Consider the following 25,137-nt stretch of genomic DNA (forward strand, 5'->3'; position numbering starts at 1 on the left):
TCGAATGGGGTGTCTGCGTGCGGGGCTGCGGGAACTATCCCCTGTGCGCCCGGCCGCGACGAAGCGCGGCCCCTAGAGCGCCCAGGGGCTGATAAGCCGAAGCGAAAGCAGTGCGCGCGCGACGTTCATGGCGGACTTTCTACACATCACCCCGGAATCGAGCAAGCAATTTGCGCCAGCCGCGCGATCCGTCGCAGCTGGCGCAAGTTTGTTCCCACTCGAGTTCAATTCGGGCGCGTAACGATCGGGAAGTCGGTCGGGAAGGCGTCGAACCATCCCGTCATCCGCCCCATCGCCGCGCGATCACCCTCGAGCTTGACCTCGCCGGTCAGGATCTTCGGAACCAGCGACTTGCCCGTGAACAGCGAGTCCAGGAACACCGGCCGCGCCACCGTCAGGGTGGCGTCGGCCTTTTCGCCTTCCCCCGCGGGCTGAGCGACCAGCACGCCGTTGCGCACCTCGACCAGGAACCGCTCGTTCCGGTCCGGGAAGACGAAGACGATCCGCAGGTGCGCGTCCTTGGCCTTGTCGGGGTTCAGGCGCACCGACAGCACGTCGAAGATCATCGCGCTGTCCAGCGCCGCCAGCATGTCCAGCGGGGTCATCGAGGCCGGCAGCTTGCGCACCCCGCCCCGCAGCTCGTCGGCGCCGGTCAGATAGATGTTCCGCCACAGGCTGTTCTCGGTCTGGTAGCCCATCTGCGTGTAGGCGGCGGCGAGCAAGGTCTTGGCCTCCTGGTCGCCGTCGTCGGCCATGACCGCGTGGTTCAGCAAGGTGGCGGCCCAGGCATAGTCGCCTTTCTCCATCGTCTCCTTGGCCATCGCCTTGACCTTGGCCGCCCCGCCCATCGCGGCGACGTAGCGCTTGCCAGCGTCGGCCGGCGGCGACGGGACCAGATGCGCCGGGTTGGCGTCGTAGAAGCCCATATAGCGCTGATAGACCGCCCGGCTGTTGAAGCTCATCGAGCCGTAGTAGCCGCGGTTGAACCAGTCCTTGGAAAGCGCGGACGGCAGTTCTATCCGCGCGGCGATCTCGTCGCCGGTCATGCCGAGGTTCATCATCCGCACCGTCTGGTCGTGCAGATATTTGTAGGCGTCGCGGTGATCGGCCAGGAAGTCGCGGACCACCGCCCCGCCGAAACGCGGCCAGCCGTGGCTGGTGATCATGGTGTCGGAGACGTCGCCGAACAGCCTGATCGACTCGGTCAGGTCGTCGGCCCAGGCCTTGCTGTCGCGGACCAGCGCGCCACGTGGCGTCAGCAGGTTGTGCATCGTGACATTGGCGTTCTCGGCCATGTCCAGAATGCGCAGGTCCGGGAAATAGAGGTTCATCTCGGCCGGCGCCTCGGTGCCGGGCGTGTACTGGAAGCGGATCTTCACGCCGTCCAAGGTCAGTTCCTGGCCCGTATGGTCGATGCTGACCGTCGGCGGGATCAAGGTGATCGATCCGCGCGCGATGTTCTGGCCGATGCCAGAGGTGATCTGCCCCTCGACGCCCGGCGGCAGCATGACCCCGAACTGGTACTGAGCCCGGCGGCTCATGGCGTTGCCGGCCAGGATGTTCTCGGCGGCGACCTCTTTCATGAAGCCCGCGGGCGCGATGATCGCCACCTTGCCGGCCTTGACGTCGACCTCGTCGACCACGCCGCGCACGCCGCCGAAGTGGTCGCTGTGGCTGTGGGTGTAGATCACCGCCTTGATCGGCAGGACGCCCAGCTTCTCGTTGACCAGGTCCAGCGCGGCCTTGGCCGTCTCCTTCATGGTCAGCGGGTCGATGACGATCCAGCCGCTGTCGCCGCGCACGAAGGTGATGTTGGAGATGTCGAAGCCGCGCACCTGGTAGACGCGGTCGGAAACCTTGAAGAGCCCATGCTTGGATAGCAGCTGCGCCTGCCGCCACAGGCTGGGGTTCACGGTCGCGGGCGGCTCGCCCTTCAGGAAATCGTAGGCCGCCAGGTTCCAGGCCGCCTGGCCATCGGCGCGCTTGATCAGCGGATCGGCGCGGGTGCCCAGGAAGCCCTGATCGGCGAAGGCGAAGTCCTGGCGGTCGGCCATCGGGAGAGTCGCGGCGAAGGCCTTCTGCTTGTCGGCCGTGATCGCGGTGGCCGGATCCCCTGCTCTCGCCGCGCCCGCGACCATCGCCAGAACCGCGACGCCAGCCGCCAGCATTTCCTTGCGCATCCCGCCCTCCACATTTTGAAACTTTATAGTTTCATTCTACATAGCATCCATGAGCGGAGTCGCGAAAGTCCCCCCGACCAAGGTCCCTGTCGCCAGAGGTCGCCCCGGTCAGCCCAAGCCCAGGGTCGACAAGGCCGCGCGCGGTCTTGCTGTGCTGGACGCCGCCGTCGAGGTGTTTTCCGAGAAGGGCCTGCAGGTCGCCACCATGCAGGACGTCGCCGACCGCATGGGGGTGGCCAAGATCCTGATCTATCGGCTTTATCCCTCGCGCCAGAGCCTGATCGACGCCCTCTTTGCGGAGATGCTGACCCGGATCGAGGCCGACGCCGGCCGGCCCTGGGGCGGCTACGGCTCCAGCATCGCGCGCCTGGTCGAGATGTCGCGCGCCAATCCGAAGCTGGCCTTGCTGCTGCTGCGCGACGCGCGAGGCGCGCCCGAGGCCGCCGTCTGGCGCGCGGCCCTGGAAGCCCTGCTGACCAAGCGGATCGAACCGTTCGTCGCGCCGACACCGAAGGCTTCGGACGCGGCCCGCGCCACGTGTCGCCACGCCGCGCGCACCTTCATGCCGTTCGTGATCGAGGCCTGGGCGGCCGGGGTCGAGGAGACCGATGGCATGGACGACGCTACGCGCACCCGCTGGTTCGGCGAGATCGTCCGAGCGTGGCGCGAAGCGACCTATGCAGCGGCGGGGCTTACGACTCCGCCTCTTCCGCCGCCTCACGCTTCTTGAGCCAGGCGCGGCTGAACAGGCCCATGGCCAGCCAGATGACGATGGCCAGGGCGATCATGACGAGGTGCTGCTTGCCGCCGCCCTTCATGGCCTGGACGATCGAATTGCCGGCGAAGGCGGTCAGGGCGATCTTGGGCACGATGCCGATGGCGGTGCCGGCGGTGAAATCGCGCAGGCGCATCGGCGTGACGCCAGCGGCCATGTTGACGACGATGAACGGCGCGGAGGGCACCAGGCGCACGATCAGGCTGGCCATGAAGCCGTTCTTGCCGATCATCCGCATGAACTTGTTGACGCCCTCGCCCGCGAAGTCGCGAAGGATCCGCGCCCCGTAGGCCCGGCCCAGCCAGAAGCCGACCAGGGACGAGACCAGGGTGCCGATCCAGCTATAGGCGAAGCCGGTCCACGGCCCGAAGGCGACCACCGCCGCGGCGATCAGCACGAACTGAGGCACGCCCAGGAAGGCCATGACCGCGAAGGCCGCCACGGCCATCGGCAGGGCCCAAGGCCCGCTGGCCGCGCCCAGCCAATGCTCGACCGCCGTCTCGCCGTTGACACCCAGCAACTGGGCGCCAAACAGGAAAACGACGCCCACCCCGCCGAACAGCACGAACGAAACCGCCACCGTGCGCCAAGCGCGGGCGTCCATATTGGTCAAGAAGTCGATAATGCGGCGGATCACGGCCCCTCCTCGCGCAGGCGCCGCCCAGGGTCAAGCGCCGCCGCCGAAACAAGGGCGCGACAGATGCAAAGGAAACGGGCGAATTTCCGGCCGGGCCCGCCGAACCGCGATCCGGGGACATTAAGACTCGCCCATCACGACAAATCGGTTGCGGTTCCTTCACATGACAGCGTTACTTATCCACAGGTCGCAAGGGCCGAAAACCTAGGCCTGATAGGGAGTTCTAAAGTGAAGACCTTGGCTGTGATCTCGCGCAAGGGCGGCTCCGGCAAGACGACCTTGTCGGTCAATCTGGCCATCACCGCGCACTTGGCGGGCTTGAAGGTCATGCTCGCGGACATCGACCCGCAGCGTTCGGCGTCGGACTCCTTGCGCGCCCGCACCGGCGACGGCCCGCTTCTGGCCGAGATTAACGCCGGCAAGCTGTTCTCGACCAAGGCCCAGGCCCAACAGGGCGACTTCGACGCCGTGATCATCGACACCCCCGCCGCGCCCGAAGCCGAAGTCCTGCAGGCGATCAACAGCGCCGACCTCTGCGTGCTGGTCTGTCGCCCGACCTTCCTGGACATCGCCTCGGTGGCGCGCTCGGCCGAGTCGGTCCGTCGCCTGGGCAAGAAGGGCGTCATCGTCCTCAGCCAGGCCCCTTCGCGCCGCAACGGCGTGGAGCCTCCGGCCGTGATCAAGGCCGCCGAAGCCCTGCGCTTCACCGGCATGCCGCTGGCCCCGATCGGCCTGCGCGCCCGCACCGTCTTCCAGCAGTCGGTGGCCCACGGCCGCTCGGTCTGCGAATGGGAGCCGGGCTCGGCCGCCGCCGAGGAGATCAACCGGCTGTGGGACCTGATCGCGCCGATGCTGTTGGGCGACCACGTCAAGACCCTCGCCGCCAACCAGGCCTGACGCGCGCATTACCGGCCTTCATGAGAATGTCGCCTAACCGCGTTGCGCCGCGGCGAACGGGCGCGTAAAGACCCCCGCAATCCTGAAACGGTCCCGTTTGGCGGACCAGTAAGCACAGGGGAGTCCTGCATCATGTCGCTCGAGTCCGCCGCCCTGCGGCGCATCGCACCGTCGGCCACCATCGCCATCAGCGCCAAGGCGCGCGCGCTGAAAGCCGCCGGCCGCGACATCATCGCCCTGTCGGCGGGCGAGCCGGACTTCGACACGCCGGACAATATCAAGAACGCCGCGATCGACGCGATCAAGGCCGGCAAGACCAAGTACACCGACCCGGACGGCATGCCCGAGCTGAAGGCCGCCATCTGCGCCAAGTTCAAGCGTGAGAACGGCCTGGAGTACAAGCCGAGCCAGGTCCACGTCGCCCCGGGCGGCAAGCCGGTGATCTACAACGCCTTGGTCGCCACCCTGAACCCGGGCGACGAGGTCATCATCCCCGCGCCCTACTGGGTGTCGTACCCCGACATGGTTCTCCTGGCCGGCGGCGCCCCCATCTCGGTCGAGACCACCGCCGAAAGCGGCTTCAAGATCACGCCGCAAGCCCTGGAAGCGGCGATCACGCCGAAGACCAAGTGGCTGATCATCAACAGCCCGTCGAACCCCTCGGGCGGCGCGTACAAGCGCGAAGAGCTGCAGGCGATCGCCGACGTGCTGCTGCGCCACCCGCAGGTCTGGGTGCTCACAGACGACATGTACGAGCACCTGGTGTTCGACGACTTCGAGTTCACCACCATCGCCCAGGTCGAGCCCAAGCTCTATGACCGCACCCTGACGATGAACGGCGTCTCGAAGGGCTATTCGATGACCGGCTGGCGCATCGGCTACGCCGCAGGCCCCGAAGCGCTGATCAAGGCCATGGGAAAGATGATCAGCCAGACGACCTCCAACCCCTGCTCGATCTCGCAGTGGGCGGCGCTTGAGGCGCTGAACGGCACGCAGGACTTCATCAAGCCGAACGCCAAGCTGTTCCAGGAGCGCCGCGACCTGGTCGTGTCGATGCTGAACCAGGCCGCGGGCCTGCACTGCCCGACACCGGAAGGCGCCTTCTACGTCTATCCGTCGTGCGCCGGCCTGATCGGCAAGACCGCGCCCTCGGGCAAGGTCATCGCGACCGACGAGGACTTCGCCGGCGAGCTGCTGGAAGCCGAGGGCGTGGCCGTCGTGCACGGCGCGGCGTTCGGCCTGTCGCCGTTCTTCCGCATCAGCTACGCGACCAGCAACGAGGTCCTGGAAGACGCCTGCGCCCGCATCCAGCGCTTCTGCGCCAGCGTGAAATAGACAGCGCTACCGCGTTGAAACGACGAAGGGGATCGGCTCGCGCCGGTCCCCTTCTTCATTTTAGCCGTCGATCCAGTCCGTCAGACCTTCGCGGGCGTGGACCTCCCGCAGCGCCGGCCGCTGGCGGATCGTGTCGAGATAGCGCTTCAGGTTTGGCCATTCGGTCGCTGGCTTGGGCATGTTGCGCGTCCAGCGGCACAGGATGGTCGCCAGCAGATCCACGGTCGTGAAGTGGTCGCCGACCAGATAGTCGCGGTCGACCAGGCGGGCGTCCAGCCGCGCCAGGCCCGCCTCGATGCGCTCGCGGGCGGCGGCCTGCACGGCTTGCCGCGCTTCTCCGCCGGCGGGCTCGTGCGGATAGAACCAGGCCCGGAAGTTGGGCTGAAAGCTGTTGGCCAGCCACAAGGTCCAGCTGAGATATTCAGCGCGCTCGGCCGAGCCTGGCGGCGGGGCGAAGCCGCCTTCGGGATGACGCTCGGCCAGCAGGGTCGCGATGCCGGCCATCTGGGTGATCGGCGCGCCGTCGACGATCAGGGTGGGCACGACGCCGTCAGGATTGAGCGCGAGGTATTCGGGCGTCTTGTGCTCGCCCTTGTCGAAATCGAGCAGCTTGGCCTCGAACGGAACGCCCAATTCGAGCAACAGCCAGTGGATGGCCGTGCCGGCGGTGCTAGGCGAACCATAGAGCGTGTACATCGAACCCCTCCGTGCTGACGCGGCGGATAGGCGGATGCTTCTGGGATCCGGTCAAGCAAAAGGCCTCCGCCCTTTCAGGCGAAGGCCGTCGAAATCCCCGAGCGTCTAGTCCTTGAGCTTTTCGCGCCACTTGGACTTGGCGTCGTCCTTGGTCACGCTCAGGTGGAGCTTGTCGTCATTGATATATTCCACCCAGTCCAGCGGGATCAGGTGGTGCTTGAAGCCCGCGCCCAGATCCAGCTTGGCCAGCTCGATTTCACCGCCGATGATGTGGTCCACGCGACCGACATGGCCGCCGTCCGAGCCGACGACTTCCTGGTGTTCCTTGATTTGCGAGAGGTCGATCATGTGTCGTCTCCAAGATTAAGCGAGACCGTGACGGGTCCCTCGCGACATCAAACGGCCATGCCCCTAGTTAAGTTTCAGCTTGCCATGCACGCATGGATTGTTCTTGATACGTTCTGAGTGGATTTGGGGACGACGCATGAGCCTTCGCGCCTTTCTCGCCAGCGCCCTGCTTCTGGTCGCCGGCCCCGCGTTCGCCGATCCGGCCATCGGCAAGCGGGTCGACGCCATCTTCGCCGACGACGCGGTGACCCTGACCGAGGCCGGCAAGACGGTGCTGGTCTACCGCACCAAGCCGCTCGATCCCGCCGTCGAGCCTGGTCGCTCGAACTATGTCGGCGTGCTCTACGCGCCGGACGGGACGGCCTTGACCGAGGACAGGCCCGGCGACCACCCCCACCAGCGCGGTATCTGGTGGGCCTGGATGAAGGTCCAGACCGGCGGCAAGACAGTCGCCGACGGCTGGTACATGAAAGGCCTCAGCTACTTCGTCCGCTCGAAGGCCTTCCTGGGCGACGCCGAGGGCGGCGGCGCCCTGACGGTCGAGGTCGACTGGATGGTCAATTCCGGACCGGAGCTGGCCTATGTCGCCCGCGAGACCACCAAGGTCACCGTGCGCCCCCTGAAGAGCGGCGCGCGGCGGGTGGAGTTCGACACCACGATCACCTCGCGCGTCGACGCCCTGGGCCTGGGCGGCAGCGAGGATGATCGCGGCTTCGGCGGCTTCTCGATCCGCCTCGTCGATCCCGAGCACCTGACCTTCGCCTCAGCAGGCAAGACAATCATCCCGAATGGCGCGGCGATCACCGCCGGCGGCAATATGGGCTTCGCCTGGACGGGCGACGGTGCCCCCGCCTGGGCGGTGGGCCTGGCCTGCAAGGCCAATGGTCAGCCTGTAACGCGCTGGATGCTGTATAATGACCGCTCGATGCAGAACTGCGTCTTCCCCGGCCGCGCGCCGCTGGTCCTCAAGAAGGATGAGGCGTTGCATCTGCGGGAAACCTTGGTCATTCGTCCCGCTCCCAAGAAGAAGCTCCCGTAAGCGCCCAAGAAAGCCTGGAGAAATGGCCGACATCGTCAATCTGAACCAGGCCCGCAAGGCCAAGGCCAAGGCCGATGACAAGGCCCGGGCGTCCGAGAACCGCGCGAAGTTCGGCCGCACCAAGGCCGAGAAGACCCTGGACGCGGCGCGGGCCGACAAGCTCAAGCGCGACCTCGACGGCGCCAAGCGCGAGGACTGAGTTCTGGCTGGGTTGAAGAAGCGCTCCGTGAACCTGGCCGGCCACGCGACCTCCCTGGCCCTGGAGCCAGAGTTCTGGGCGGTGCTGGACAAGGCGGCGGCCGAGGAGGCGGTGAGCCTGGCCGGCCTGATCCAGAGAATCGATCTTGAACGCGGCGAGAGGCCGCTGGCATCGGCGTGCCGGGTATTTGCCCTGATGCGAACAGGAGGCTGAGGTTAGCGAAACGGGTGACCGCTTCGCTACCTTAGTTCCGGCGTCACCGCCGGGCGCCGCTGCGTCGGAATCGGCGGCGGCTGCGGGTTCGGGGTCGGGCGTAGAGTTCTCGACAGCTCCGGCAGGCTCTGGCGCCAGTCGGCCTCACCACCGGCCATGACACCCAGCTTCCAGGCCCCCAAGATCGTCGCCGCAAGGATGGCTATGACCAGCAAGATCGCGAACACGCCGCCAGCGCTATCGCGGTGCGCGTGTCCGTTGTGCGCGAGCGTCTTGGCCATGAGAGTCTCCACGCGTGACTGCTCTGTTCGAGTTGGCGAATCAACGGTACGCGAGGTCCAAGGTTCCGTTGCCGCCCTCGCCGATCAGCCCATGGGGGCTTAAGCCGCGCGCGGTTTGTGCTACATATGTTCCATGTATCCCGATGATGACTCGCTCGAAGCCGCCGCCGGCTTCCCGGGCGACCTGCCCTCTCCGCGCATCTCCGACCTGGCCCGGCCGCGGCCGCCGGCCCACGGCCATGCCACGCCCAACTATCTGGACGGCCTGAACCCCGAGCAGCGCGAGGCGGTGGAGACCACCGAAGGCCCGCTTCTGGTCCTGGCCGGGGCAGGCACCGGCAAGACCCGCGTGCTGACCACCCGCCTGGCCCACATCCTGGCGACAGGCCGCGCCCGCCCATGGGAAATGCTGGCCGTCACCTTCACCAACAAGGCCGCCCGCGAGATGCGCGAGCGGATCACCCACATCATCGGCCCGGAGGCTGAAGGCCTGCGCTGGCTGGGCACCTTCCACTCGGTGGCCGCCCAGATCCTGCGCCGCCACGCCGAGCTGGTGGGGTTGAAGTCGAACTACACGATCATCGACACCGACGACAACGAGCGGCTGCTGAAGCAGCTGATCGAGGCCGAGAACATCGACGCCAAGCGGTGGACGCCCCGGATCCTGTCGCAGATCATCGACGGCTGGAAGAATCGCGGCTGGACGCCCGACCGCGTCCCGACCAGCGAAGCCGGCGAGTTCGCCAACGGCAAGGGCATCAGCCTCTATCGTCAGTACCAGGAGCGCCTGCGCATCCTGAACGCCTGCGACTTCGGCGACCTTCTGCTGCACAATATCAGCCTGTTCACCGGCCATCCCGACGTGCTGGACGAGTTCCAGCGCCGCTTCAAATACGTGATGGTCGACGAGTACCAGGACACCAACGTCGCCCAGTACCTGTGGCTGCGCCTGCTGGCCCAGGGCCGCCAGAACGTCTGCTGCGTCGGCGACGACGACCAGTCGATCTATGGCTGGCGCGGGGCCGAGGTCGACAACATCCTGCGGTTCGAGCGCGACTTCACCGGCGCCAAGGTCGTGCGCCTGGAGCGCAACTACCGCTCGACCGAGCACATCCTGGCCGCTGCCTCTGGCCTGATCACCGCCAACAAGGGTCGCCTGGGCAAGACCCTGTGGACCGAGGCGACCGGCGGCGAGAAGGTCCGGGTCAGCGGCGTCTGGGACGGCGAGGCCGAGAGCCGGATGATCGCCGACGAGATCGAGCGGGCCAAGAAGGCCGGCCGCAAGTACAACCAGATGGCCATACTCGTGCGCGCCTCGTTCCAGATGCGCGCCTTCGAAGAACGCTTCGTGATGCTGCAGATCCCCTACAAGGTGGTCGGCGGTCCGCGCTTCTTCGAACGGGCCGAAATTCGCGACGCCCACGCCTATCTGCGCCTGATCCAGTCGCCCGACGACGATCTGGCCTTCGAGCGCATCGTCAACACGCCCAAGCGCGGCATCGGCGACACCTCGGTGCAGAAGCTGTTGCAGATCGCCCGGCTGAGCGGCGTCTCGACCGTCGAGGCGGCGCGGCAGATCATCGCCAGCGACGAGCTGCCGGCCCGCACGCGAACGGCGCTCAGCAATTTCATCCGCGACCTGGACCGCTGGCGCTCGCTGATCGGCTCGGTCCACCACCAGCGCCTGCTGGAGACGGTGCTGGAGGAGAGCGGCTATACCGACGCCCTACGCCTCGACAAGGGTCCGACCAGCCAGACGCGGCTGGAGAACCTGAAGGAACTGGTCCAGTCGATGGCCGCCTTCGACACGCTCGAAGCCTATCTGGAGCACGTGTCCCTGGTCATGGACCTGGACCGCGAAGCCACCGGCGACGCTGTCTGGATCATGACCCTGCACTCAGCCAAGGGTCTGGAATTCCCTCTGGTCTTCCTGCCCGGCTGGGAGGAAGGCGTGTTCCCCAGCCAGCGCAGCATGGACGACAAGGGCGAGAAGGGCCTCGAGGAAGAGCGCCGCCTGGCCTATGTCGGCATCACCCGCGCCCGCGAGCAGGCCCTGATCAGCTTCGTGGCCAACCGTCAGGTCTATGGCCGCTGGACGTCGCAGTTGCCCAGCCGCTTCGTCGACGAACTGCCGATCGCCCACGTCGATGCGGGCTCCGAGACCGGCTATTACGGCGGCGGCCCCGGCATGCAGACGACGGCCGCCTCGCGTTGGGACGATCCCGGCACGTCCGCCTTCCAGGCCGGCAGCAGCTATGACAGCCCCGGCTGGAAGCGCGCCCAGGAACGCACCGCCGGCTTTGGCGAACGCGGCCCCGCCTGGCGCGGCCCCCAGGGTGTCCGCGCCGGCTCGTCCGCCCGCTCGGCCCCGATCGAGGGCGAGGGCCGCCTGGTCGCCGTCTCCGCCCCCAGCAAGAGCGCCTATTCGCGCGGTGACCGGGTGTTCCACGTCAAGTTCGGCTACGGCCAGGTCACCAGCATCGAAGGCAACAAGCTGACCGTGGCCTTTGACAAGGCGGGCGAGAAGAAGGTCATCGACAGCTTCGTCGAGAAGGCCTGATCTCCTCGCCCGGATTCGGGCTAGCCCCGCCTACTTCGCCGGCAAGCTCTCCAGCAGCTTGCGGGCGGCTTCGGCGTTGTTGTCGCCGTGCGGATTGCTGGCCACAGGAGCCAGCAGGGTCCGCGCGTCGTCGAACCGCTTCTTCTCGATCAGGGCCTGGGCCGCGTCCAGACGCAGGTGGCTGACCTGCGGGGCGATCTCGACGGCCCGGATGCGCACATTGACCAGATTGTCGGTCAGCGGCTCCAGGCCGCGAGAGTCGGCATAGCCGTGCAGGGTCGTGGGGTTGTTGGGGTCGATCTTGAAGGCTCGAGCGAACAGCTTGCTCGCCTCGCCGAACGCGGCCTTGCGTTGGGTCTCGTCGGCATAGCCCGTGGCCATGTAGCTTTCGCCCAGGAGGACCAGGGCCTCTTCGTCATTCGGATTGGCGGCCAGCAGGGTGTTGAGGATCGCCTGCCCCTTCGCGCGATCGCCCAAGGTGACCTCGGCGCGGGCCAAGGTCATCTGGGCGAAGTGGTCGTTCGAGCGGCCGGCCTCCGACCGGATCGACGCCAGGACCTTGGCTTGGTCGGCCTTGGCGACCCCCAGCTTCAGGCGCTGGTTGTCCAACAACAAGTCGTCGGGGCCAGACGGCATGGCGGTGACCGTCACCTTGGCCTTGAACCGCTCCTTGCGCGGCAACACCCGGACCTGCAGCGACCGCCTCAGATACTGGCGCAATTGGCCGTTCAGCTTGGCCGGATCGGTCCCGAACACCGCCTTCCAGGCCGCCGTCGGCGCCTGCCCGCCGCGCACGGCGTCCAGATAGCGCGGCAGCAGCGCCGCCCGCTTGGGATCCGTCAGGATGTAGTGGGTCAGCAGCCAGGACTGGGCATAGTACATCTGGCCGTCCCACTTGCCGAGTTCGCTCAACCGCTTGCTCAGCAGATCCTCGGCGGGCAGCCAGACCAGGCTGGGCGTCACCAGGGCGTCGCCGCGCCAGCGGTTGTAGTCGCCGATCACCCGGCGGTCGTTCTCCAGGCTGGCCGTCATGTAGTATTCGGCATAGCCCTCGACCAACCAGGCCGGATAGGCGTTGGCGTAGTACTGCATCATGAAGTGATGGACGTATTCGTGCAGGGCGATGTCGTCGCCCTTGTTCCAGTCGTTCTCGTTGTCCTCGCTGCGCACGGCGACGGCGAAGACCTCGGTCAGGGTCGGGAAATAGAGCCCCGCCGTATAGGGCGGCGCTTCGGGATACACGCGGCGCAGCTCGTCCTGGTTCCTCACCAGATAGACGGGCAGCTTGCGGGGCGAGCCGTCACTGGCGCTGCGGCCATGCACGGCGCGCAGCATGTCGTCGAAGTCCTCAAGCATGGTGGCGTAGTCGCGGACCGTCTTGTCCGTATGCCCGTAGACGATGAAGTGGTCGCTCTCGGCCCGCTTCCATTCGGCATGGGCGGCCACAGGCCCCGCCAGCAGCGCCAGACCCAGCAGACCGGGCAGCGCCCGCCGCAAATTCAACCTGAACATCGTCATTCGCCCCCAAGCGCAATCTTCGATTGAAATAGACGGATTGGCCCAGGACGCGCAAGCCTTGCGCGGTCATTGTGTCGCGGGGGTTGAACGCGACAGGCGGATAACCATATGCTAGTCAGGAAGCAGCCAACGCTTCAGCCCAAGGCGGCCGAGCATCCAGGCGCTCCATCGCCCCGACCGTCACTGACGGCTTCGGGCGGATATCTCCACCCCTTATGATCTATCGGGTCCGGCGACACGCCCGACCCCTGTCTGGAACTTTATGAACACCAACTTTACCCGTAAGGCCGCCACCAAGAGCGCGCCCCACATGCCTTCGACCTTCCGCACCGCGACGCCCGCACGTTCCGCCCAGCCCGACTGGGTCTGGCCCGGCCTCACCCGCGCCCAGCTGCGCGACATCGTCATCGAGCAGATCGGCTAACGCAGCCGTCTCTCCGCCAGCCACGTCTCCCACACCCCGACCACGACCAGAACCAGGGTCGAAAGGATCGACAGGACCAGCGGGCTGACGTGGCTCGCGATCGGGATAAGGGCGGTTAGCAAAGCCAAGCCGACGATCCGCGTCCTCGACCACTGCCGAAACACCGCCAGCTTGAAGACCAGGGCTCCGAACAGGAACAGCGCCGGTCCGCCGATCAAGGCGGCGGCCGTCTTGAAGTCGGTGTGGCCCAGCGGATGGTGCAGCACCCACTCGTCGCCGACCGCCGCCACGATGACCCCCGCCACCGGCAGAAGGTGGCTGTAGGTATAGGCCACGCGCGCGATCCGGCCGGGATTGTCGGAATGGGCGATCGCCTCGCTGGCCGCCTCGGCGGTGAACGAGAAATAGATCCACCACATGGCGATGCTGCAGACCAGGGCGCTGGCGAAGGCGGCGATCACCTCGAATGTCCATGGCAGGCCGACCACGGTCGCCCCGGTGACGATGACCGACTCGCCCAGGGCGATGATCGTGAACAGGGCGCAGCGCTCGGCCAGGTGACCGCCCTCGACGACCCAGTCGGTCGAGGACGAGCGCCCCAGGCCCGGCGTCCAGAAACCCATCGCCGGCGAAGCGTATTCGATCGTCAGGGCCAGGGCCCAGATCAACAGCCGCGCCTCGCCTTGCTGCAAGGCGCCGGCGATCCAGAAGATCGCCGACAAGGACAGCCAGGACAGGATCCGCGCGAAGTTCAAGCGGTGGGCCGGCTCTCGCCAGACGCCGACCAGGAAGAACAGAGTGCGCCCCACCTGGATGAACACATAGGCGCAGGCGAAGACGAGACCGCGCTTGCCGAAGGCGTCCGGGATGGCCGCCGACAGCACCAGCCCCGCCGCCATCATCACGAACAGCATCACCCGCACGGGCGTTCGCTCGGGATCCATCCAGTTGGTCACCCAGGCGGTGAAGACCCACGCCCACCAGACCGCGAGCAGCAACAGGCCCGCGTGCAGCAAGCCCAGGCCGGTCGGGTGGCCGATCACGGCGTGCGAAAGCTGGGTGACCGCGAACACGAAGACGAGGTCGAAGAACAACTCCACATAGGTGACCCGGGCGTGTTCACGCCCGTTTCGTTCGCGCAGCAGCGGCTTCTTGCTCATGACGTCCCCTCTTCGCGCCCAACCTAGAATCCGGCCGCTGAGTCTCGCGAGCGGGATTTCGAACCAAAAGCCCTCGTCGCGCGCTATGGGCATATGGACCAGCGGCTCGAAATGATCATCGGCCATCTGAAGGCCTTCACCCTCACCCGCCCCGTCGCCTTTGGCGTCCCGGCCTTCGCCGTGATCGGCGCCCTGGCGGGGCTAGCCATGCAGACCGGCGCGCAGGACAGCGGTTACGCGCCCGAGATGGAAGCCGCTCGGTACGCTGAGCAGGACCAAGCCGAGCCGCTTTCGTGGCCGACGGGCAAGGTTCCGGACTATGTGGTCGGAACCGACTTCCTGCAGGCGACGCAGGCCCCGCCGCCCGTCCACTACGCGGACTACGAACCCCCGCAGCCGCCCGAGCTTCCGCCCTATGTTCCGGCCCAGCACGGTCCGGCGACGCCGCCGATGCCCGCCGACGCGCCCAACTGGGCGTCGGAGCGCGGCGATATCCTCGACGTCTCCCTGCCCGAGGATCGCAAGCCCCAACCCGCGCAAGCGCCTACCGCTCTGGTGATGGCGGACGCGGCCGCCACCGGCATGACGACGCGCTAAGGCTCGCTTTTCGCGCCCGTTAGAGCTAACAGGCGCGAATGACCGACTATACGCCCCAGCAGATCGTCGCCCGCGGCGCGCGCGCCGAGACCGAGACCGCCGCCGACGCCATCGACAACCATCCGGGCCTCGAGGGCGCGACCTACTCGATCCTGGAAGAGGACGAGGACAAGGGCATCTGGCGCATCGACGCCTTCCCGACGACCGACGAGGAAGACTCCAGTCTGATGGCCCTGCTGGGCGAGTACGACCTGAAGGTCGTGCGCGACACCCTGGCGGACGCCGACTGGCTGGCCATGGCGCTGTCGGGCCTGCCGCCTGTGCGCGCCGGCCGCTTCTTTGTCTACGGAATGCACGATCGCGGCCGCCTACCGGCCAGCACGGTCAACCTGCGCATCGAGGCCGGAGCGGCCTTCGGCACGGGTCACCACGGCACCACCGTCGGCTGCCTGCAGGCCTATGACCGCCTGATCAAGGCCCGCAAGTTCAACAAGGTTCTGGATGTCGGGGCCGGCACCGGTCTGTTGGCAATCGCCGCCGCCCGCACCGGCAGCAAGCTGGCCGTCGGCACCGATATCGACAAGCCGTCCGTGCGGATCTCCAAGGAGAACGCCAAGGTCAACAAGGCCAACGCCAAGTTCGTCCACGCCTCGGGCCTGTCGAACCCGCTGGTGGCCAACAACGCCCCCTACGATCTGGTGTTCGCCAACATCCTGGCCCGCCCGCTGATCAGCCTGGCCCAGGACATCAAGCGCGCCCTGGTTCCCGGCGGCACGGTCATCCTGTCGGGCCTCCTGCGCACCCAGGAGCGGATGGTGAAGGCCGCCTATCTGTCGCGCGGCTTCAAGGTCGTGACCCGCATCCATCGCGACGCCTGGGCGACGCTGGTGTTGCAGCGGCCGTAGGACTTCCCTGTTCGCATGGGGAGGCTTAAATCCTCCCCATGCGCCAGACCTTCGACGAATCCACCGATCCATCCTTCGGGCCCAAGCACGTTCCGCTGATCCGCGCCGCCATGGCCGCGCAGGGGCTGGACGGCTTCCTCGTGCCGCACGAGGACGAGCACCAGAACGAATATCTGCCCGCCGCCAATGACCGACTGGCGTGGGCCAGCGGCTTCACCGGCTCGGCCGGGGCCGGCGTGATCCTCAAGGACCGCGCCGCCGTGTTCGTCGACGGCCGCTACACCCTGCAGGTGCGCGAACAGGTCGATGAGGACGTGTTCGAGATCCGCGACCTCGTCGAGGGCGGCGTGCCCGCCTACCTTGAGACCACCGACAAGGGCGCTGTGATCGGCTACGACGCCCGCCTGCACAGTCCCTCGGCCCTGGAAGGCCTGAAGGCCGCCGCCCATCGCGCCGGCGCGATCCTCAAGCCCGTCGCCGCCAACCCGATCGACCAGGCGTGGGGCGAGGACCGTCCCGCCCAGCCGATGGCGCCGGTCGTGCCGCAGTACGTCGAATATGCCGGCGAGGACTCGAGTTCCAAGCGCGCCCGCGTCGGCGCTTCGATCGCCGCCTTCGGCGCCGATGCGGCGGTGATCACCGCGCCGGCCTCGATCGCTTGGCTGTTCAACATCCGCGGCGGCGACGTCATCCGCTCGCCCCTGCCGCTGGCCCAGGCCATCCTCAATGCCGACGGCACGGCCCGCCTGTTCCTGGAACCGGCCAAGGTCACCACCGACCTGCCGGCCTGGCTGGGCAACCAGGTCTCGCTGGAAACTCCGGACAAGCTGCAAGAGGCGCTAGGCGACCTGTCGGGCAAGGCCGCGCTGGTCGATCCCGGCCAGTCCTCGGCCTGGTACTTCGACATGCTGGCCGCCGCCGGCTCGAAGATCGTGCGGGCGATGGATCCCTGCACCCTGCCGCGCGCCTGCAAGAACGGCGTCGAGCTGGACGGCACGCGGGAGGCCCACAAGCGCGATGGCGCGGCGCTGACCCGCTTCCTCCACTGGCTGGCCACCGAGGGCCAGATCAATCCGCCGGACGAGAAAGAGGCTGTCGCCAAGCTGGAAGGCTTCCGCGAGGCCACCGGAAGGCTGAAGGACCTGTCCTTCGACACCATCGGCGCGGCCAACGGCCACGGCGCCCTGCCCCACTATCGCCCGACCGAGCGCAGCAATGAACGCGCGGCGATGGGCTCGTTGTTGCTGGTCGACAGCGGAGGCCAGTACCTAGACGGCACCACCGACGTGACCCGTACGGTCGCCATCGGCAAGCCGTCAGCCGAGATGATCAACCGCAATACCCTGGTGTTGAAGGGCCACCTGGCCATCGCCCGCCTGCGCTTTCCGGCCGGCACCACCGGCTCGGCCATCGACGCCTTCGCCCGGGCCGCGCTCTGGGCGCATGGCCTGGACTACGACCACGGCACCGGCCACGGCGTCGGCGTCTATCTGGGGGTCCACGAAGGCCCGCAGCGGATCGCCAAGGCTCCGAACCTCATCCCCCTGCAGCCTGGCATGATCGTCTCGAACGAGCCCGGCTACTACAAGGACGGCGAATACGGAATCCGGATCGAGAACCTGGAAGTGGTCATGCCGGCCGAGGACATCGAAGGCGGCGACCGCCCGATGCACCGCTTCGAGGCCCTGACCCTGGCGCCGATCGACCGTCGCCTGGTCGACAAGACCCTGCTGACGGCCGAGGAAGTGGCGCAGTTCGACGCCTATCACGCGCGGGTTCTGGCCGAGATCGGGCCTCGGGTCGAGCCCGAGATCCGCGCCTGGATGGAAGAGGTCTGCGCGCCGCTGTAGGGCGGCGCGCATAGCCCTACTTCAACCGCGTCCACTTCTGCGTCTTGCACAGCGGCGCGACGATGCAGCCCTTCAGCTTCAGTTCGTTGTCGCTGAGCAGTTCGACCGTGCCCGAATAGGTGCCGCCGTCGTCGGGGTTGTAGACCTTGCCGCCGGTCCACTTGGTCGGACCGCCGGTGAAGTCGTACAGCATCTGCAGGTTCTTCAAGGGACGGCCGCGCTGGGACTCGTCCTTGTTCTTGACGTCCTTCTGGGCCGGGTTGGCCTTGATGTGGTCCGAGGCGACCAGCTTGCCGCACAGGCTGTTGCCGCAGCGCGTGATCTCGACCTGGCCGCCGTTGGTCGGCGTCTGCCAGACCCCGGTGACGTCGGCCGCGAAGGCCGAGCCAGCCGTGACGGTCAGGGCGGCGGCGAGCAGGATGGTGCGCAGCATTCGGTACTCCCAATAGGTTCGCGCCTTCAAATGCGCGTTTGAACCCATTCGTTGCGTGATCCGCCCAGTCAGGACAAGGCCGAAGGCGAAAACGAGGCGGGAATTGCGATCGCGGCGATGCGCGTCAAGCGTGGGCGCGCGATCGGCGAGCGCTCACCGCCCCCTTGGGCGGCGTGTAGCCGTCGTGGTCGAGACGGCCGAGGGTCATGCCCAGGCGGCCCGGAAGGTCGCGCATATGCGGCGCACCGTTGAGGCTGGCGGCGGCCAGCGCTACCTGCCCGCAGGCGTAGGCGTCCGCGGCCGCGTCGTGGTGGGCGAAGTCGACGCCCAGATGCCCGCAGACCACGTTCAGCTTGTGCGACGACAGTTCCGGCCACACGCCGCGCGCCACCTGCACCGTGCACAGGTAGTCGAAACCTGGCGCCCTGATGTCGTAGTGCTCGCAGGTTCGCCGGATCACGCTGACATCGAACGAGGCGTTGTGGGCCAGCACCAGCGCGCCGTCCAGCTCGGGCCGCAGGCGCTCCAGCACATCCGGCCACTCGTCGGCGTCCTCGACGAGCTCGGGACCGATGCCGTGAAAGGCGATGTTGAACCGCGCGAAGCGATTGCCGGGGGGGCGGATGTAGTGATGCTCGATCCGCGACACCTGGCCATCCTCGATCCAGGCCAGGCCGATCGAGCACGGGCTGGCGCGCTGCTCGTTGGCGGTCTCGAAGTCGAGCGCGATGACCTTCATTTGGCGACCATATCCAGCCACTCGTCCTCGGTCATCACCTGGATGCCCAGTTCGGTAGCCGTCTTCAGCTTCGACCCGGCGCCCGGGCCGGCGACGACCAGGTCCGTCTTCTTCGACACCGACGAGGCGACCTTCGCGCCGAGTCCCTCGGCCTGGGCCTTGGCCTCGTCCCGGGTCATCTTCTCCAGCGAGCCGGTGAAGACGATGGTCTTGCCGGCCACGGCGGTGTCGGTCTTGGGCTTGGCGACCGGCTGGATGTCCAGCTCAGCGACGAGGCTTCCCACCTTTTTGCGGTTGTGCTCCTCGGCGAAGAACCGCGCCAGCGATTGGGCGGCCACCGGACCGACGCCGTCGACGGCGGCCAGGTGCAGATAGTCGTCGCCCGGCGCGCCCGACGCGGCGGCGGCCAGGCCCTCGGCGAAGGCGTCCCAGGTTCCGTATCGCTGGGCCAGGGCCGCGCGGGCGGGCTTGGTCAGCTTCGGAACCGCATGGCCGATCTTGATCTCCAGGTCGTCGCTCGTGGGCCAGGGATCAGCCATCGGACCGCCCTTTCCCGCCTCGACCAGGGTGTCCAATGCCTTGGGCCCGACGCCGGGCGCGGTGGAAAGCGCCAGATAGGTCTCGCCCGGCAGGCCCTTGGAGGCGGCCTCGGCGGCGGCTTGCAGGTCCTCGAAGCGATCGAAGTTGCGGGCCAGCACGGTCGAGGTCGTCTCGCCGATGTCGCGCGCGCCCAGGCCGTAGATCATCCGGTCCATGCCGATCGTGCGACGGGCCTCGATGCCCTTGATCAGGTTGGCGACCGAGGTCTCGCCATAGCCGTCGCGCTCGCGCAGGGCGGCCAGCTTTTCCTCGTCCCTGGCCAGCTTGAAGATGTCGGCTGGCTCGATGATCCAGCCCTCGTCGAAGAAGGCCTGCAATTGCTTCTCGCCCAGCCCCTCGATGTCGAAGGCGCGGCGCGACACGAAGTGGCGCAGATGCTCGACCCGCTGGAACGGACAGGCGAACTCGCCGGTGCAGCGGCGCACCACCGACTCCTGACCCGAGGCCGTGACCTCGCGGGCCAATTCCGTCTTCAGCGGGCATTCGCAGACGTGAGGGAATTCGTAGACGGGAGGTTCAGGGTCGGGGCGAGCCGCGAGGTCGACTTCGACAATCTGCGGGATGACGTCGCCGGCGCGCTGCAAGACGACCGTGTCGCCGATGCGGACATCCAAGCGAGCGATCTCATCGCCATTGTGCAGCGTCGCGTTGGTCACCGAGACGCCGCCGACGGTGACCGGCTTCAGGCGCGCGACCGGCGTATGAGCGCCTGTCCGGCCAACTTGAATCTCGATGGCCTCCAGGATCGTGCGGGCTCGCTGGGCCGGGAACTTGCGGGCGATGGCCCAGCGCGGCGAGCGCGAGACGAATCCCAGGCGGCGCTGCTGCTCCAGATCGTCGACCTTGTAGACGACCCCATCGATGTCGAAGCCGAGCGTGGGCCGCAGGGTCTCGAACTGGGCATAGACGTCCAGTAGGCCCTGGGCGTTCTCAACCCGTTTGGCCGGCGGGGCCGTCGTCACGAAGCCCCATTCGGTCAGCTTCTCAAGCGCCCCCCACTGGCTGTCGGCGAACGGCTCGGAGACCAAACCCCAGGCATAGCCAAAGAACCGCAACGGCCGCTGGGCGCTGATCTTCGGATCGATCTGCCGCAGCGATCCGGCGGCGAAGTTGCGGGGATTGGCGTAGGTGCGCTGGCCGGCGTCCTCGGCCGCCCTGTTAAAGGCGGCGAAAGCCTCCAGTTCGACATAGACCTCGCCGCGCACCTCGATCACGTCGGGCCAGCCCGAACCCTTGAGGCGGTGCGGTATGTCGGCGATGGTGCGCAGGTTGGCGGTGACGTCCTCGCCCACCCGGCCGTCGCCCCGCGTCGCGCCCTGGACCAGAACGCCCTTCTCGTAGCGCAGCGAGGCCGACAGGCCGTCGATCTTGGGCTCGGCGGTGTAGGCGACCGTGTCGGAGGGCGAAAGCCGCAGGAACCGCCGGATCCGCGCGTCGAACTCGGTCGCCTCGTCGTTGGAGAAGGCGTTGTCGAGGCTGAGCATCGGCACGCCGTGCTCGACGGGCGAGAACTGCTCGGCCCGCGCCGCGCCGACCCGCATGGACGGGGAATTGTCGCGCACCAGGTGCGGAAAGCGGGTCTCGATGTCGAGGTTGCGACGCTTGAGAGCGTCGTACTCGCCGTCGCTGATCGTGGGCGCGTCCTGCTGGTGATAGGCCAGGTCGTGAGCCGTCAGGTCGTCGGCCAGGCGCTCCAGTTCCTCGACGGCCTGGGCTTCGGTGAGGTCGGCGACGGGGATCTGTGACACAGCGGCGAATCCAACGGCGGGAAGTCCAGACAGGTTAGCAACGCGATCCTGACGGGGGGAGTCGGCGATGTGGTCGCCTGTCAGGCGAAAACTGGCCCGGCCCTTGCGCCGCAAGGCTTGAAGGAGCCTTCGATGTTCAAAGCCGGCACAAATAACGCCCTGCCCGTCCTGTCGCGGGACGGTCCGCTGGACGCCCTGCGCTTCCTGGCGGCGTTGTTCATCGTGCTCTACCACGTGGCCGAGCGGGCGCCGGTGTCGCTGTTCAGCCTGTCGCCAGCCTTCGGACGCGGCTACCTGGCGACCGACTTCTTCCTGATGCTGTCCGGCTATGTGCTGGCCCGCGCCTACGGTCCGCGCGTTCAAGGCTCGGATATCGACACCCTGACCTTCCTGAAGCGCCGCGTGCAACGCATCTGGCCGCCGCACCTGGTCATGCTGGCGCTGTTCGTCGCCTTTTTCGTCGGCACGTCGGCCCTCGGCATGGCCCCTCAGAACCCTCAGTGGTTCCAGTGGGGCCAGCTGCCGCCGCAGGTCTTCCTGGTCCAGGCCTGGTTCGTGCCGGGGACCTCGGGCTGGAACACCCCGACCTGGACCCTGTCGGCCCTGATCGTGGCCTACGCCCTGTTCCCGGTCGTTTGGCGGCGCATGGCCATGACGAAGCGCCCGCTGGCGCTGCTGGCCATGGGCGTCATCGCCTATGTGGCCATCGACCAGGCCGCCCTGATGGTCTTCGAGGTTCCCGGCTATCAACTGCCGCTGCGCTTCGGCCTGATCCGAGGCCTGCCGCTGTTCATGATCGGCCTGCTGGTCGCTCGCCTGCCGGTCACGACCCTGGCGCGCCGCCAGGCCCTGCCGCTGGCCGTGACGACCCTCGCGGCGGTGGTCGGCATCCAGGCTCTCGGTCGCTTCGACTATTTCAGCCTGGCCCTGCTGGGTTTCCTCATCTACGCGGCCGGCGCCTCCAAGCCCCGCTCGTGGCGTTGGGCGGGCGCGGCCGGCAAGCTGTCGTTCTCTCTGTTCCTGACCAACACCCTGACGGCGGTGGTGTGGTTCGGCGTCGTGCGGATAGTCGAGAGCAAGCTTGGCCTGCCCTCGGCGGCGTCCTGGGCGCTGTGGGCGCTGGCGATCCCGGCGACCATCGTCGTGGCATGGGTGTTCGAGCGGGCGGTGGATGCGCCGTTGCAGCGTTGGATGAAAGGGCGGTCGAACGCCCGGCGCGTTCCGACCGGCGCGCCAGCGGCCGCTTAGGCCATCAAGGCCCGCGCTGCCGCCCGCGCCGCTTCCGTCACCTCGGCCCCCGACAGCATCCGCGCGATCTCTTCTTCGCGTTCGGATGGGCCCAGCGGCTCGACCTTGGTGCGAGTCGAGGTGTCGTCGCCCGACTTCGAGATCCGCCAGTGGGCGTCGCCCCGCGCGGCGACCTGGGCCGAGTGGGTGACGACCAGAACCTGAGCATTCGAGGCCAGCCGCTTCAGGCGCAGGCCGACCGCGTCGGCCACGGCGCCGCCGACGCCCTGGTCGACTTCGTCGAAGATCATCAGCGGCTGCGGGCCGCCGCCGCGTCCCGCCAGCGCCGCCTTCAGGGCCAGGGCGAAGCGAGCCAGTTCGCCGCCCGAGGCGATGGCCTCCATAGGCCCGAACGGCGCGCCGGGGTTGGTCGAGATCTCGAAGGCGATGCGGTCCAGGCCGGTCGGGCCGGCGCGCTCCTCGGCCAGCGGATCGACGGCGACGCGGAACTTCGCCTTCTCCAGTTTCAGCGGGGCCAGCTCGGCCTCGACGGCCCTGGCCAGCGCGTCGCCGGCGGCGCGGCGCTCGGCCGACAAGGCCTCGGCGGCGAAGAGATAGGCCTCGCGAGCTTCCGCGGCCTCCTTGTCGGCGGCCTTCAGGGCGTCCTCGGACGTCTCGATGGCTTGCAAGCGAGCGGCGAACTCGGCGCGCTTGGCGGGCAGATCCTCGACCAGGACATTGAGCTTGCGAGCCATGGCGCGCAGGGCGAACAGCCGCTCCTCGGCCTTTTCCAGACGATCGGGCTCGAACTCGAAGCTCTCGGCCACCGAGTCGATGGCGGCGCTGGCTTCCTGAGCCTCGACCAGGGCGCGGTCGACGGCCTCGCAGGCGGCGGAAAGCCGGGTCATGGCCGCGCCGTCGGCCGGGGCCCCGGCCTGCAGGGCGCGCTCGCGGGCCCGCTCCAAGGCGCGATAGGCCTGGGCCAGCTTGCCGGACAAGGCGTCGCCGCCCAGGGCGTCCTGGGCCGAGGCGATGTCGATCATGGCCTTTTCGGCCGAACTCAGCAGGGCCCGCTCCTCGGCCAGAGCCGCCTCCTCCCCTTCGCGGGGATCGAGGCGGTCCAGTTCGGAGAGGCGGAGGGTCAACTCCTCGGTCTCCGCGGCGGCGCGGCCGGCCAGGTCGCGCAGATCCGCGGCGGCCTCGCGGGCGGCGCGCCAGGCGCTCCAGGCCGAGCCGACGGCCCCGACGCTGACACCGCCGAACGCGTCCAGCAGGTTGCGATGGGTCTTGGGGTCCAGCAGGCCGACGGTCTCGTGCTGGCCGTGAACCTCCAGCAGCAGCGCGCCGAGATCCTTCAGCACCCCGACACTGGTGGCCTGGTCGTTGACGAAGGCCCTGGAGCGACCGTCTGGCGACAACTGCCGGCGCAGGACAAGATCCTCGTCGCGGGCGTAGGTCAGGCCCTTGTCGTCGAGATAGGCGAAGGCCGGATGGTCGGCCGGCAGGGCGAACATCGCCGTGGCCGAGGCGTGGCCGGCTGCCCCGCGACGGACCAGGCCGGCGTCGGCGCGCGCGCCGGTGGCCAGGCCCAGGGCGTCGAGAATGATCGACTTCCCCGCCCCGGTTTCGCCGGTCAGCGCGGTCAGGCCCTCACCGATGGCAAGGTCCAGGCTCTCGATGAGCACGACGTCACGGATGGAGAGGCCGATCAGCATGGTGCGCAAGATCGCCGGGAATCAGGATTTTTCAAAGCGCAAAGGTAGAACGAAACGGGATCAAGCAGCCGATCCCGCCGTTTCTACATGCCCAGGACGCCCATCAGGCCCTTCCGGGACTTCTTTTCGCCCGGCGGCGCCAGGGTCGTGTCCTTGTCCTTCGACAGGACGCGTTCCAGGGCGTTGCGCTTGGCCCCGGCCTTCAGAGGCTCGACGGCGGGACGCAGACCATTGTCGGTGAGCAGCTTGTAGGCGTCGGCGTACCAGCGGTCGCCCGGGAAGTTGTAGCCCAGGACGGCGCCGTTGCGCTTGGCTTCGTCGATCAGGCCGATGGTCAGATAGGCCTCGACCAGACGGAACAGAGCTTCGGGCGTGTGCGAGGTGGTCTGGTGCTTCTCGATCACGGTCTTGAAGCGACCGATGGCGGCCAGCGTCTGGCCCTGCTTCAGGTAATAACGGCCGATGGCCATTTCCTTGCCGGCCAGTTGGTCGTTGACCATGTCGATCTTCAGGCGGGCGTCCTGGGCGTATTCCGTGGTCGGATAGCGCTGGACGACGTCGCGCAGCGAGGCCAGGGCCTGCTCGGTAGCGGCCTGGTCGCGGTTCACGTCGACGATCTGCTCGAAGTAGCAGATGGCCTTCAGATAGTAGGCGTACTGGGCCGACGGGTTACCGGGATACAGCGAGATGAAGCGGTCCGAGTCGCCGATGGCGTCGGCGTACTGGTTACCCATGTAGTGGGCGTAGCCGGTCATCAGAATCGAACGACGCGACCATTCCGAATACGGGTGCTGGCGCTCGACCTCGCGGAAATAGTCGACGGCCTCGTTCCAGTTGCCCCGGTCCAGGCGGTTGGCGCCCGTGGAATACAGCAGCTCGACCGGACGCTCTTCGTAGGCGAGGGTCGGCTTCTTGGCCTTGCCCGCGCAGCCCGCCACCGACACGGCGACCAGCATTGCGGCGATCGTGACGGCCGAACGTCCCTTGAAATTACGAAGCACGGAGTCTCTCACCCTCGAAGCAAACCTGCGCCCCAGCGCCGTGCAAGGCTTCTACACCAC

General features: G+C 67.6%; 25 protein-coding genes. 12 read left to right on the forward strand and 13 right to left on the reverse strand.

Annotation, left to right across the window (positions count from 1 at the left end):
* Window positions 1-72 precede the first annotated feature (72 nt).
* Together ACW175_RS16045 and ACW175_RS16050 are read right to left on the reverse strand one after the other, a co-directional pair.
* Window positions 73-129, reverse strand: coding sequence for a hypothetical protein (locus ACW175_RS16045; RefSeq protein WP_199170726.1), 57 nt, complete (start codon window positions 127-129; stop codon window positions 73-75).
* 95 nt (window positions 130-224) lie between these two features.
* On the reverse strand, window positions 225-2,180 hold the full coding sequence (locus ACW175_RS16050) for an alkyl/aryl-sulfatase (protein WP_492101018.1): 1,956 nt from the start codon (window positions 2,178-2,180) through the stop codon (window positions 225-227).
* Window positions 2,181-2,229: 49 nt separating this feature from the next.
* Here ACW175_RS16050 and ACW175_RS16055 point away from each other — a divergent pair, with 49 nt between their 5' ends.
* Window positions 2,230-2,910 (forward strand): TetR/AcrR family transcriptional regulator, encoded by a 681-nt coding sequence (locus ACW175_RS16055; protein WP_492101019.1) that lies wholly within the window; start codon window positions 2,230-2,232, stop codon window positions 2,908-2,910.
* Here ACW175_RS16055 and ACW175_RS16060 read toward each other — a convergent pair.
* Window positions 2,873-3,592, reverse strand: coding sequence for a TVP38/TMEM64 family protein (locus ACW175_RS16060; protein WP_492101020.1), 720 nt, complete (start codon window positions 3,590-3,592; stop codon window positions 2,873-2,875). The two genes, ACW175_RS16055 and ACW175_RS16060, sit on opposite strands and share 38 nt — an antisense overlap.
* Window positions 3,593-3,820: 228 nt before the next feature.
* Here ACW175_RS16060 and ACW175_RS16065 point away from each other — a divergent pair, with 228 nt between their 5' ends.
* Together ACW175_RS16065 and ACW175_RS16070 are read left to right on the forward strand one after the other, a co-directional pair.
* The gene (locus ACW175_RS16065) at window positions 3,821-4,489 is read left to right on the forward strand and encodes an AAA family ATPase (protein ID WP_492101021.1); all 669 of its coding nucleotides are present in this window, start codon (window positions 3,821-3,823) and stop codon (window positions 4,487-4,489) included.
* 132 nt (window positions 4,490-4,621) lie between these two features.
* A complete protein-coding gene (locus tag ACW175_RS16070) occupies window positions 4,622-5,824 on the forward strand; it encodes a pyridoxal phosphate-dependent aminotransferase (RefSeq protein WP_492101022.1) in 1,203 nt (400 codons plus the stop codon).
* Window positions 5,825-5,884: 60 nt separating this feature from the next.
* On the opposite strand, the gene ACW175_RS16075 is transcribed toward ACW175_RS16070, so the two are convergent.
* Both ACW175_RS16075 and ACW175_RS16080 read right to left on the reverse strand, forming a co-directional pair.
* Window positions 5,885-6,520 carry a glutathione S-transferase family protein gene (locus ACW175_RS16075; protein WP_492101023.1) on the reverse strand — a complete coding sequence of 212 codons (636 nt, stop codon included), beginning with the start codon at window positions 6,518-6,520 and terminating at the stop codon, window positions 5,885-5,887.
* 105 nt (window positions 6,521-6,625) lie between these two features.
* A complete protein-coding gene (locus tag ACW175_RS16080; protein WP_492101024.1) occupies window positions 6,626-6,868 on the reverse strand; it encodes a DUF2171 domain-containing protein in 243 nt (80 codons plus the stop codon).
* 136 nt (window positions 6,869-7,004) lie between these two features.
* Between ACW175_RS16080 and ACW175_RS16085 the strand changes: the two genes are divergently transcribed.
* Genes ACW175_RS16085 through ACW175_RS16095 form a run of 3 tightly spaced genes read left to right on the forward strand, consistent with a single transcriptional unit; the run spans window position 7,005 to window position 8,319 of the window.
* On the forward strand, window positions 7,005-7,907 hold the full coding sequence (locus ACW175_RS16085; protein ID WP_492101025.1) for a DUF6807 family protein: 903 nt from the start codon (window positions 7,005-7,007) through the stop codon (window positions 7,905-7,907).
* Between the two features lie 22 nt (window positions 7,908-7,929).
* A complete protein-coding gene (locus ACW175_RS16090; protein WP_492101026.1) occupies window positions 7,930-8,106 on the forward strand; it encodes a DUF4169 family protein in 177 nt (58 codons plus the stop codon).
* 3 nt (window positions 8,107-8,109) lie between these two features.
* Window positions 8,110-8,319, forward strand: a complete 210-nt coding sequence (locus ACW175_RS16095; protein WP_492104980.1) for a ribbon-helix-helix domain-containing protein — start codon at window positions 8,110-8,112, stop codon at window positions 8,317-8,319.
* Between the two features lie 26 nt (window positions 8,320-8,345).
* On the opposite strand, the gene ACW175_RS16100 is transcribed toward ACW175_RS16095, so the two are convergent.
* Window positions 8,346-8,600 carry a hypothetical protein gene (locus ACW175_RS16100; RefSeq protein WP_492101027.1) on the reverse strand — a complete coding sequence of 85 codons (255 nt, stop codon included), beginning with the start codon at window positions 8,598-8,600 and terminating at the stop codon, window positions 8,346-8,348.
* 133 nt (window positions 8,601-8,733) lie between these two features.
* Here ACW175_RS16100 and ACW175_RS16105 point away from each other — a divergent pair, with 133 nt between their 5' ends.
* Entirely contained in the window at window positions 8,734-11,160 is a 2,427-nt protein-coding gene (locus tag ACW175_RS16105; protein ID WP_492101028.1) for a DUF3553 domain-containing protein, read from the forward strand.
* A 30-nt stretch (window positions 11,161-11,190) separates the two neighbouring features.
* On the opposite strand, the gene ACW175_RS16110 is transcribed toward ACW175_RS16105, so the two are convergent.
* Window positions 11,191-12,672: a tetratricopeptide repeat protein gene (locus ACW175_RS16110; RefSeq protein ID WP_492101029.1), complete on the reverse strand. Its 1,482-nt coding sequence runs from the start codon at window positions 12,670-12,672 to the stop codon at window positions 11,191-11,193.
* Window positions 12,673-12,940: 268 nt separating this feature from the next.
* On the opposite strand from ACW175_RS16110, the gene ACW175_RS16115 reads away from it, so the two are divergent.
* The gene (locus tag ACW175_RS16115) at window positions 12,941-13,102 is read left to right on the forward strand and encodes a hypothetical protein (RefSeq protein WP_492101030.1); all 162 of its coding nucleotides are present in this window, start codon (window positions 12,941-12,943) and stop codon (window positions 13,100-13,102) included.
* Here ACW175_RS16115 and ACW175_RS16120 read toward each other — a convergent pair.
* A complete protein-coding gene (locus ACW175_RS16120) occupies window positions 13,099-14,262 on the reverse strand; it encodes a low temperature requirement protein A (protein WP_492101031.1) in 1,164 nt (387 codons plus the stop codon). The genes ACW175_RS16115 and ACW175_RS16120 overlap by 4 nt on opposite strands.
* Before the next feature lie 111 nt (window positions 14,263-14,373).
* On the opposite strand from ACW175_RS16120, the gene ACW175_RS16125 reads away from it, so the two are divergent.
* The 3 genes from ACW175_RS16125 to ACW175_RS16135 are packed head-to-tail and all read left to right on the forward strand — an operon-like array spanning window position 14,374 to window position 17,614.
* Window positions 14,374-14,859: a hypothetical protein gene (locus ACW175_RS16125; protein WP_492101032.1), complete on the forward strand. Its 486-nt coding sequence runs from the start codon at window positions 14,374-14,376 to the stop codon at window positions 14,857-14,859.
* Window positions 14,860-14,897: 38 nt separating this feature from the next.
* Window positions 14,898-15,764 (forward strand): 50S ribosomal protein L11 methyltransferase, encoded by an 867-nt coding sequence (locus tag ACW175_RS16130; RefSeq protein ID WP_492101033.1) that lies wholly within the window; start codon window positions 14,898-14,900, stop codon window positions 15,762-15,764.
* Window positions 15,765-15,802: 38 nt separating this feature from the next.
* A complete protein-coding gene (locus ACW175_RS16135) occupies window positions 15,803-17,614 on the forward strand; it encodes an aminopeptidase P family protein (RefSeq protein WP_492101034.1) in 1,812 nt (603 codons plus the stop codon).
* 16 nt (window positions 17,615-17,630) lie between these two features.
* Here the strand turns inward: ACW175_RS16135 and ACW175_RS16140 are convergent, their stop codons facing one another.
* From ACW175_RS16140 to ligA, 3 genes are all read right to left on the reverse strand, one after another.
* Window positions 17,631-18,047 carry a DUF2147 domain-containing protein gene (locus tag ACW175_RS16140; RefSeq protein ID WP_492101035.1) on the reverse strand — a complete coding sequence of 139 codons (417 nt, stop codon included), beginning with the start codon at window positions 18,045-18,047 and terminating at the stop codon, window positions 17,631-17,633.
* A 124-nt stretch (window positions 18,048-18,171) separates the two neighbouring features.
* Complete coding sequence (locus tag ACW175_RS16145) at window positions 18,172-18,807, reverse strand: 3'-5' exonuclease (protein ID WP_492101036.1); 636 nt, start codon at window positions 18,805-18,807, stop codon at window positions 18,172-18,174.
* On the reverse strand, window positions 18,783-21,134 hold the full coding sequence (gene ligA / locus ACW175_RS16150; protein WP_492101037.1) for an NAD-dependent DNA ligase LigA: 2,352 nt from the start codon (window positions 21,132-21,134) through the stop codon (window positions 18,783-18,785). Before ligA ends, ACW175_RS16145 begins: the two co-directional genes overlap by 25 nt.
* 132 nt (window positions 21,135-21,266) lie before the next feature.
* Here ligA and ACW175_RS16155 point away from each other — a divergent pair, with 132 nt between their 5' ends.
* The gene (locus ACW175_RS16155) at window positions 21,267-22,382 is read left to right on the forward strand and encodes an acyltransferase family protein (protein ID WP_492101038.1); all 1,116 of its coding nucleotides are present in this window, start codon (window positions 21,267-21,269) and stop codon (window positions 22,380-22,382) included.
* Here the strand turns inward: ACW175_RS16155 and recN are convergent.
* Together recN and ACW175_RS16165 are read right to left on the reverse strand one after the other, a co-directional pair.
* The gene (gene recN, locus ACW175_RS16160; RefSeq protein ID WP_492104981.1) at window positions 22,379-24,076 is read right to left on the reverse strand and encodes a DNA repair protein RecN; all 1,698 of its coding nucleotides are present in this window, start codon (window positions 24,074-24,076) and stop codon (window positions 22,379-22,381) included. The genes ACW175_RS16155 and recN overlap by 4 nt on opposite strands.
* An 83-nt stretch (window positions 24,077-24,159) precedes the next feature.
* Complete coding sequence (locus ACW175_RS16165) at window positions 24,160-25,089, reverse strand: outer membrane protein assembly factor BamD (RefSeq protein ID WP_492101039.1); 930 nt, start codon at window positions 25,087-25,089, stop codon at window positions 24,160-24,162.
* Window positions 25,090-25,137 lie beyond the last annotated feature (48 nt).

Source organism: Caulobacter sp. FV1ye6ST (assembly GCF_058681225.1).

Bases quoted from the DNA above. Each gene is read 5' to 3' on its own strand.
- ACW175_RS16050 (WP_492101018.1), bottom strand. From the start codon at position 2,180: ATGCGCAAGGAAATGCTGGCGGCTGGCGTCGCGGTTCTGGCGATGGTC.
- ACW175_RS16055 (WP_492101019.1), top strand. From the start codon at position 2,230: ATGAGCGGAGTCGCGAAAGTCCCCCCGACCAAGGTCCCTGTCGCCAGA.
- ACW175_RS16070 (WP_492101022.1), top strand. From the start codon at position 4,622: ATGTCGCTCGAGTCCGCCGCCCTGCGGCGCATCGCACCGTCGGCCACC.
- ACW175_RS16075 (WP_492101023.1), bottom strand. From the start codon at position 6,520: ATGTACACGCTCTATGGTTCGCCTAGCACCGCCGGCACGGCCATCCAC.
- ACW175_RS16080 (WP_492101024.1), bottom strand. From the start codon at position 6,868: ATGATCGACCTCTCGCAAATCAAGGAACACCAGGAAGTCGTCGGCTCG.
- ACW175_RS16085 (WP_492101025.1), top strand. From the start codon at position 7,005: ATGAGCCTTCGCGCCTTTCTCGCCAGCGCCCTGCTTCTGGTCGCCGGC.
- ACW175_RS16090 (WP_492101026.1), top strand. From the start codon at position 7,930: ATGGCCGACATCGTCAATCTGAACCAGGCCCGCAAGGCCAAGGCCAAG.
- ACW175_RS16100 (WP_492101027.1), bottom strand. From the start codon at position 8,600: ATGGCCAAGACGCTCGCGCACAACGGACACGCGCACCGCGATAGCGCT.
- ACW175_RS16105 (WP_492101028.1), top strand. From the start codon at position 8,734: ATGTATCCCGATGATGACTCGCTCGAAGCCGCCGCCGGCTTCCCGGGC.
- ACW175_RS16110 (WP_492101029.1), bottom strand. From the start codon at position 12,672: ATGTTCAGGTTGAATTTGCGGCGGGCGCTGCCCGGTCTGCTGGGTCTG.
- ACW175_RS16115 (WP_492101030.1), top strand. From the start codon at position 12,941: ATGAACACCAACTTTACCCGTAAGGCCGCCACCAAGAGCGCGCCCCAC.
- ACW175_RS16120 (WP_492101031.1), bottom strand. From the start codon at position 14,262: ATGAGCAAGAAGCCGCTGCTGCGCGAACGAAACGGGCGTGAACACGCC.
- ACW175_RS16125 (WP_492101032.1), top strand. From the start codon at position 14,374: ATGATCATCGGCCATCTGAAGGCCTTCACCCTCACCCGCCCCGTCGCC.
- ACW175_RS16130 (WP_492101033.1), top strand. From the start codon at position 14,898: ATGACCGACTATACGCCCCAGCAGATCGTCGCCCGCGGCGCGCGCGCC.
- ACW175_RS16135 (WP_492101034.1), top strand. From the start codon at position 15,803: ATGCGCCAGACCTTCGACGAATCCACCGATCCATCCTTCGGGCCCAAG.
- ACW175_RS16140 (WP_492101035.1), bottom strand. From the start codon at position 18,047: ATGCTGCGCACCATCCTGCTCGCCGCCGCCCTGACCGTCACGGCTGGC.
- ACW175_RS16155 (WP_492101038.1), top strand. From the start codon at position 21,267: ATGTTCAAAGCCGGCACAAATAACGCCCTGCCCGTCCTGTCGCGGGAC.
- recN (WP_492104981.1), bottom strand. From the start codon at position 24,076: ATGCTGATCGGCCTCTCCATCCGTGACGTCGTGCTCATCGAGAGCCTG.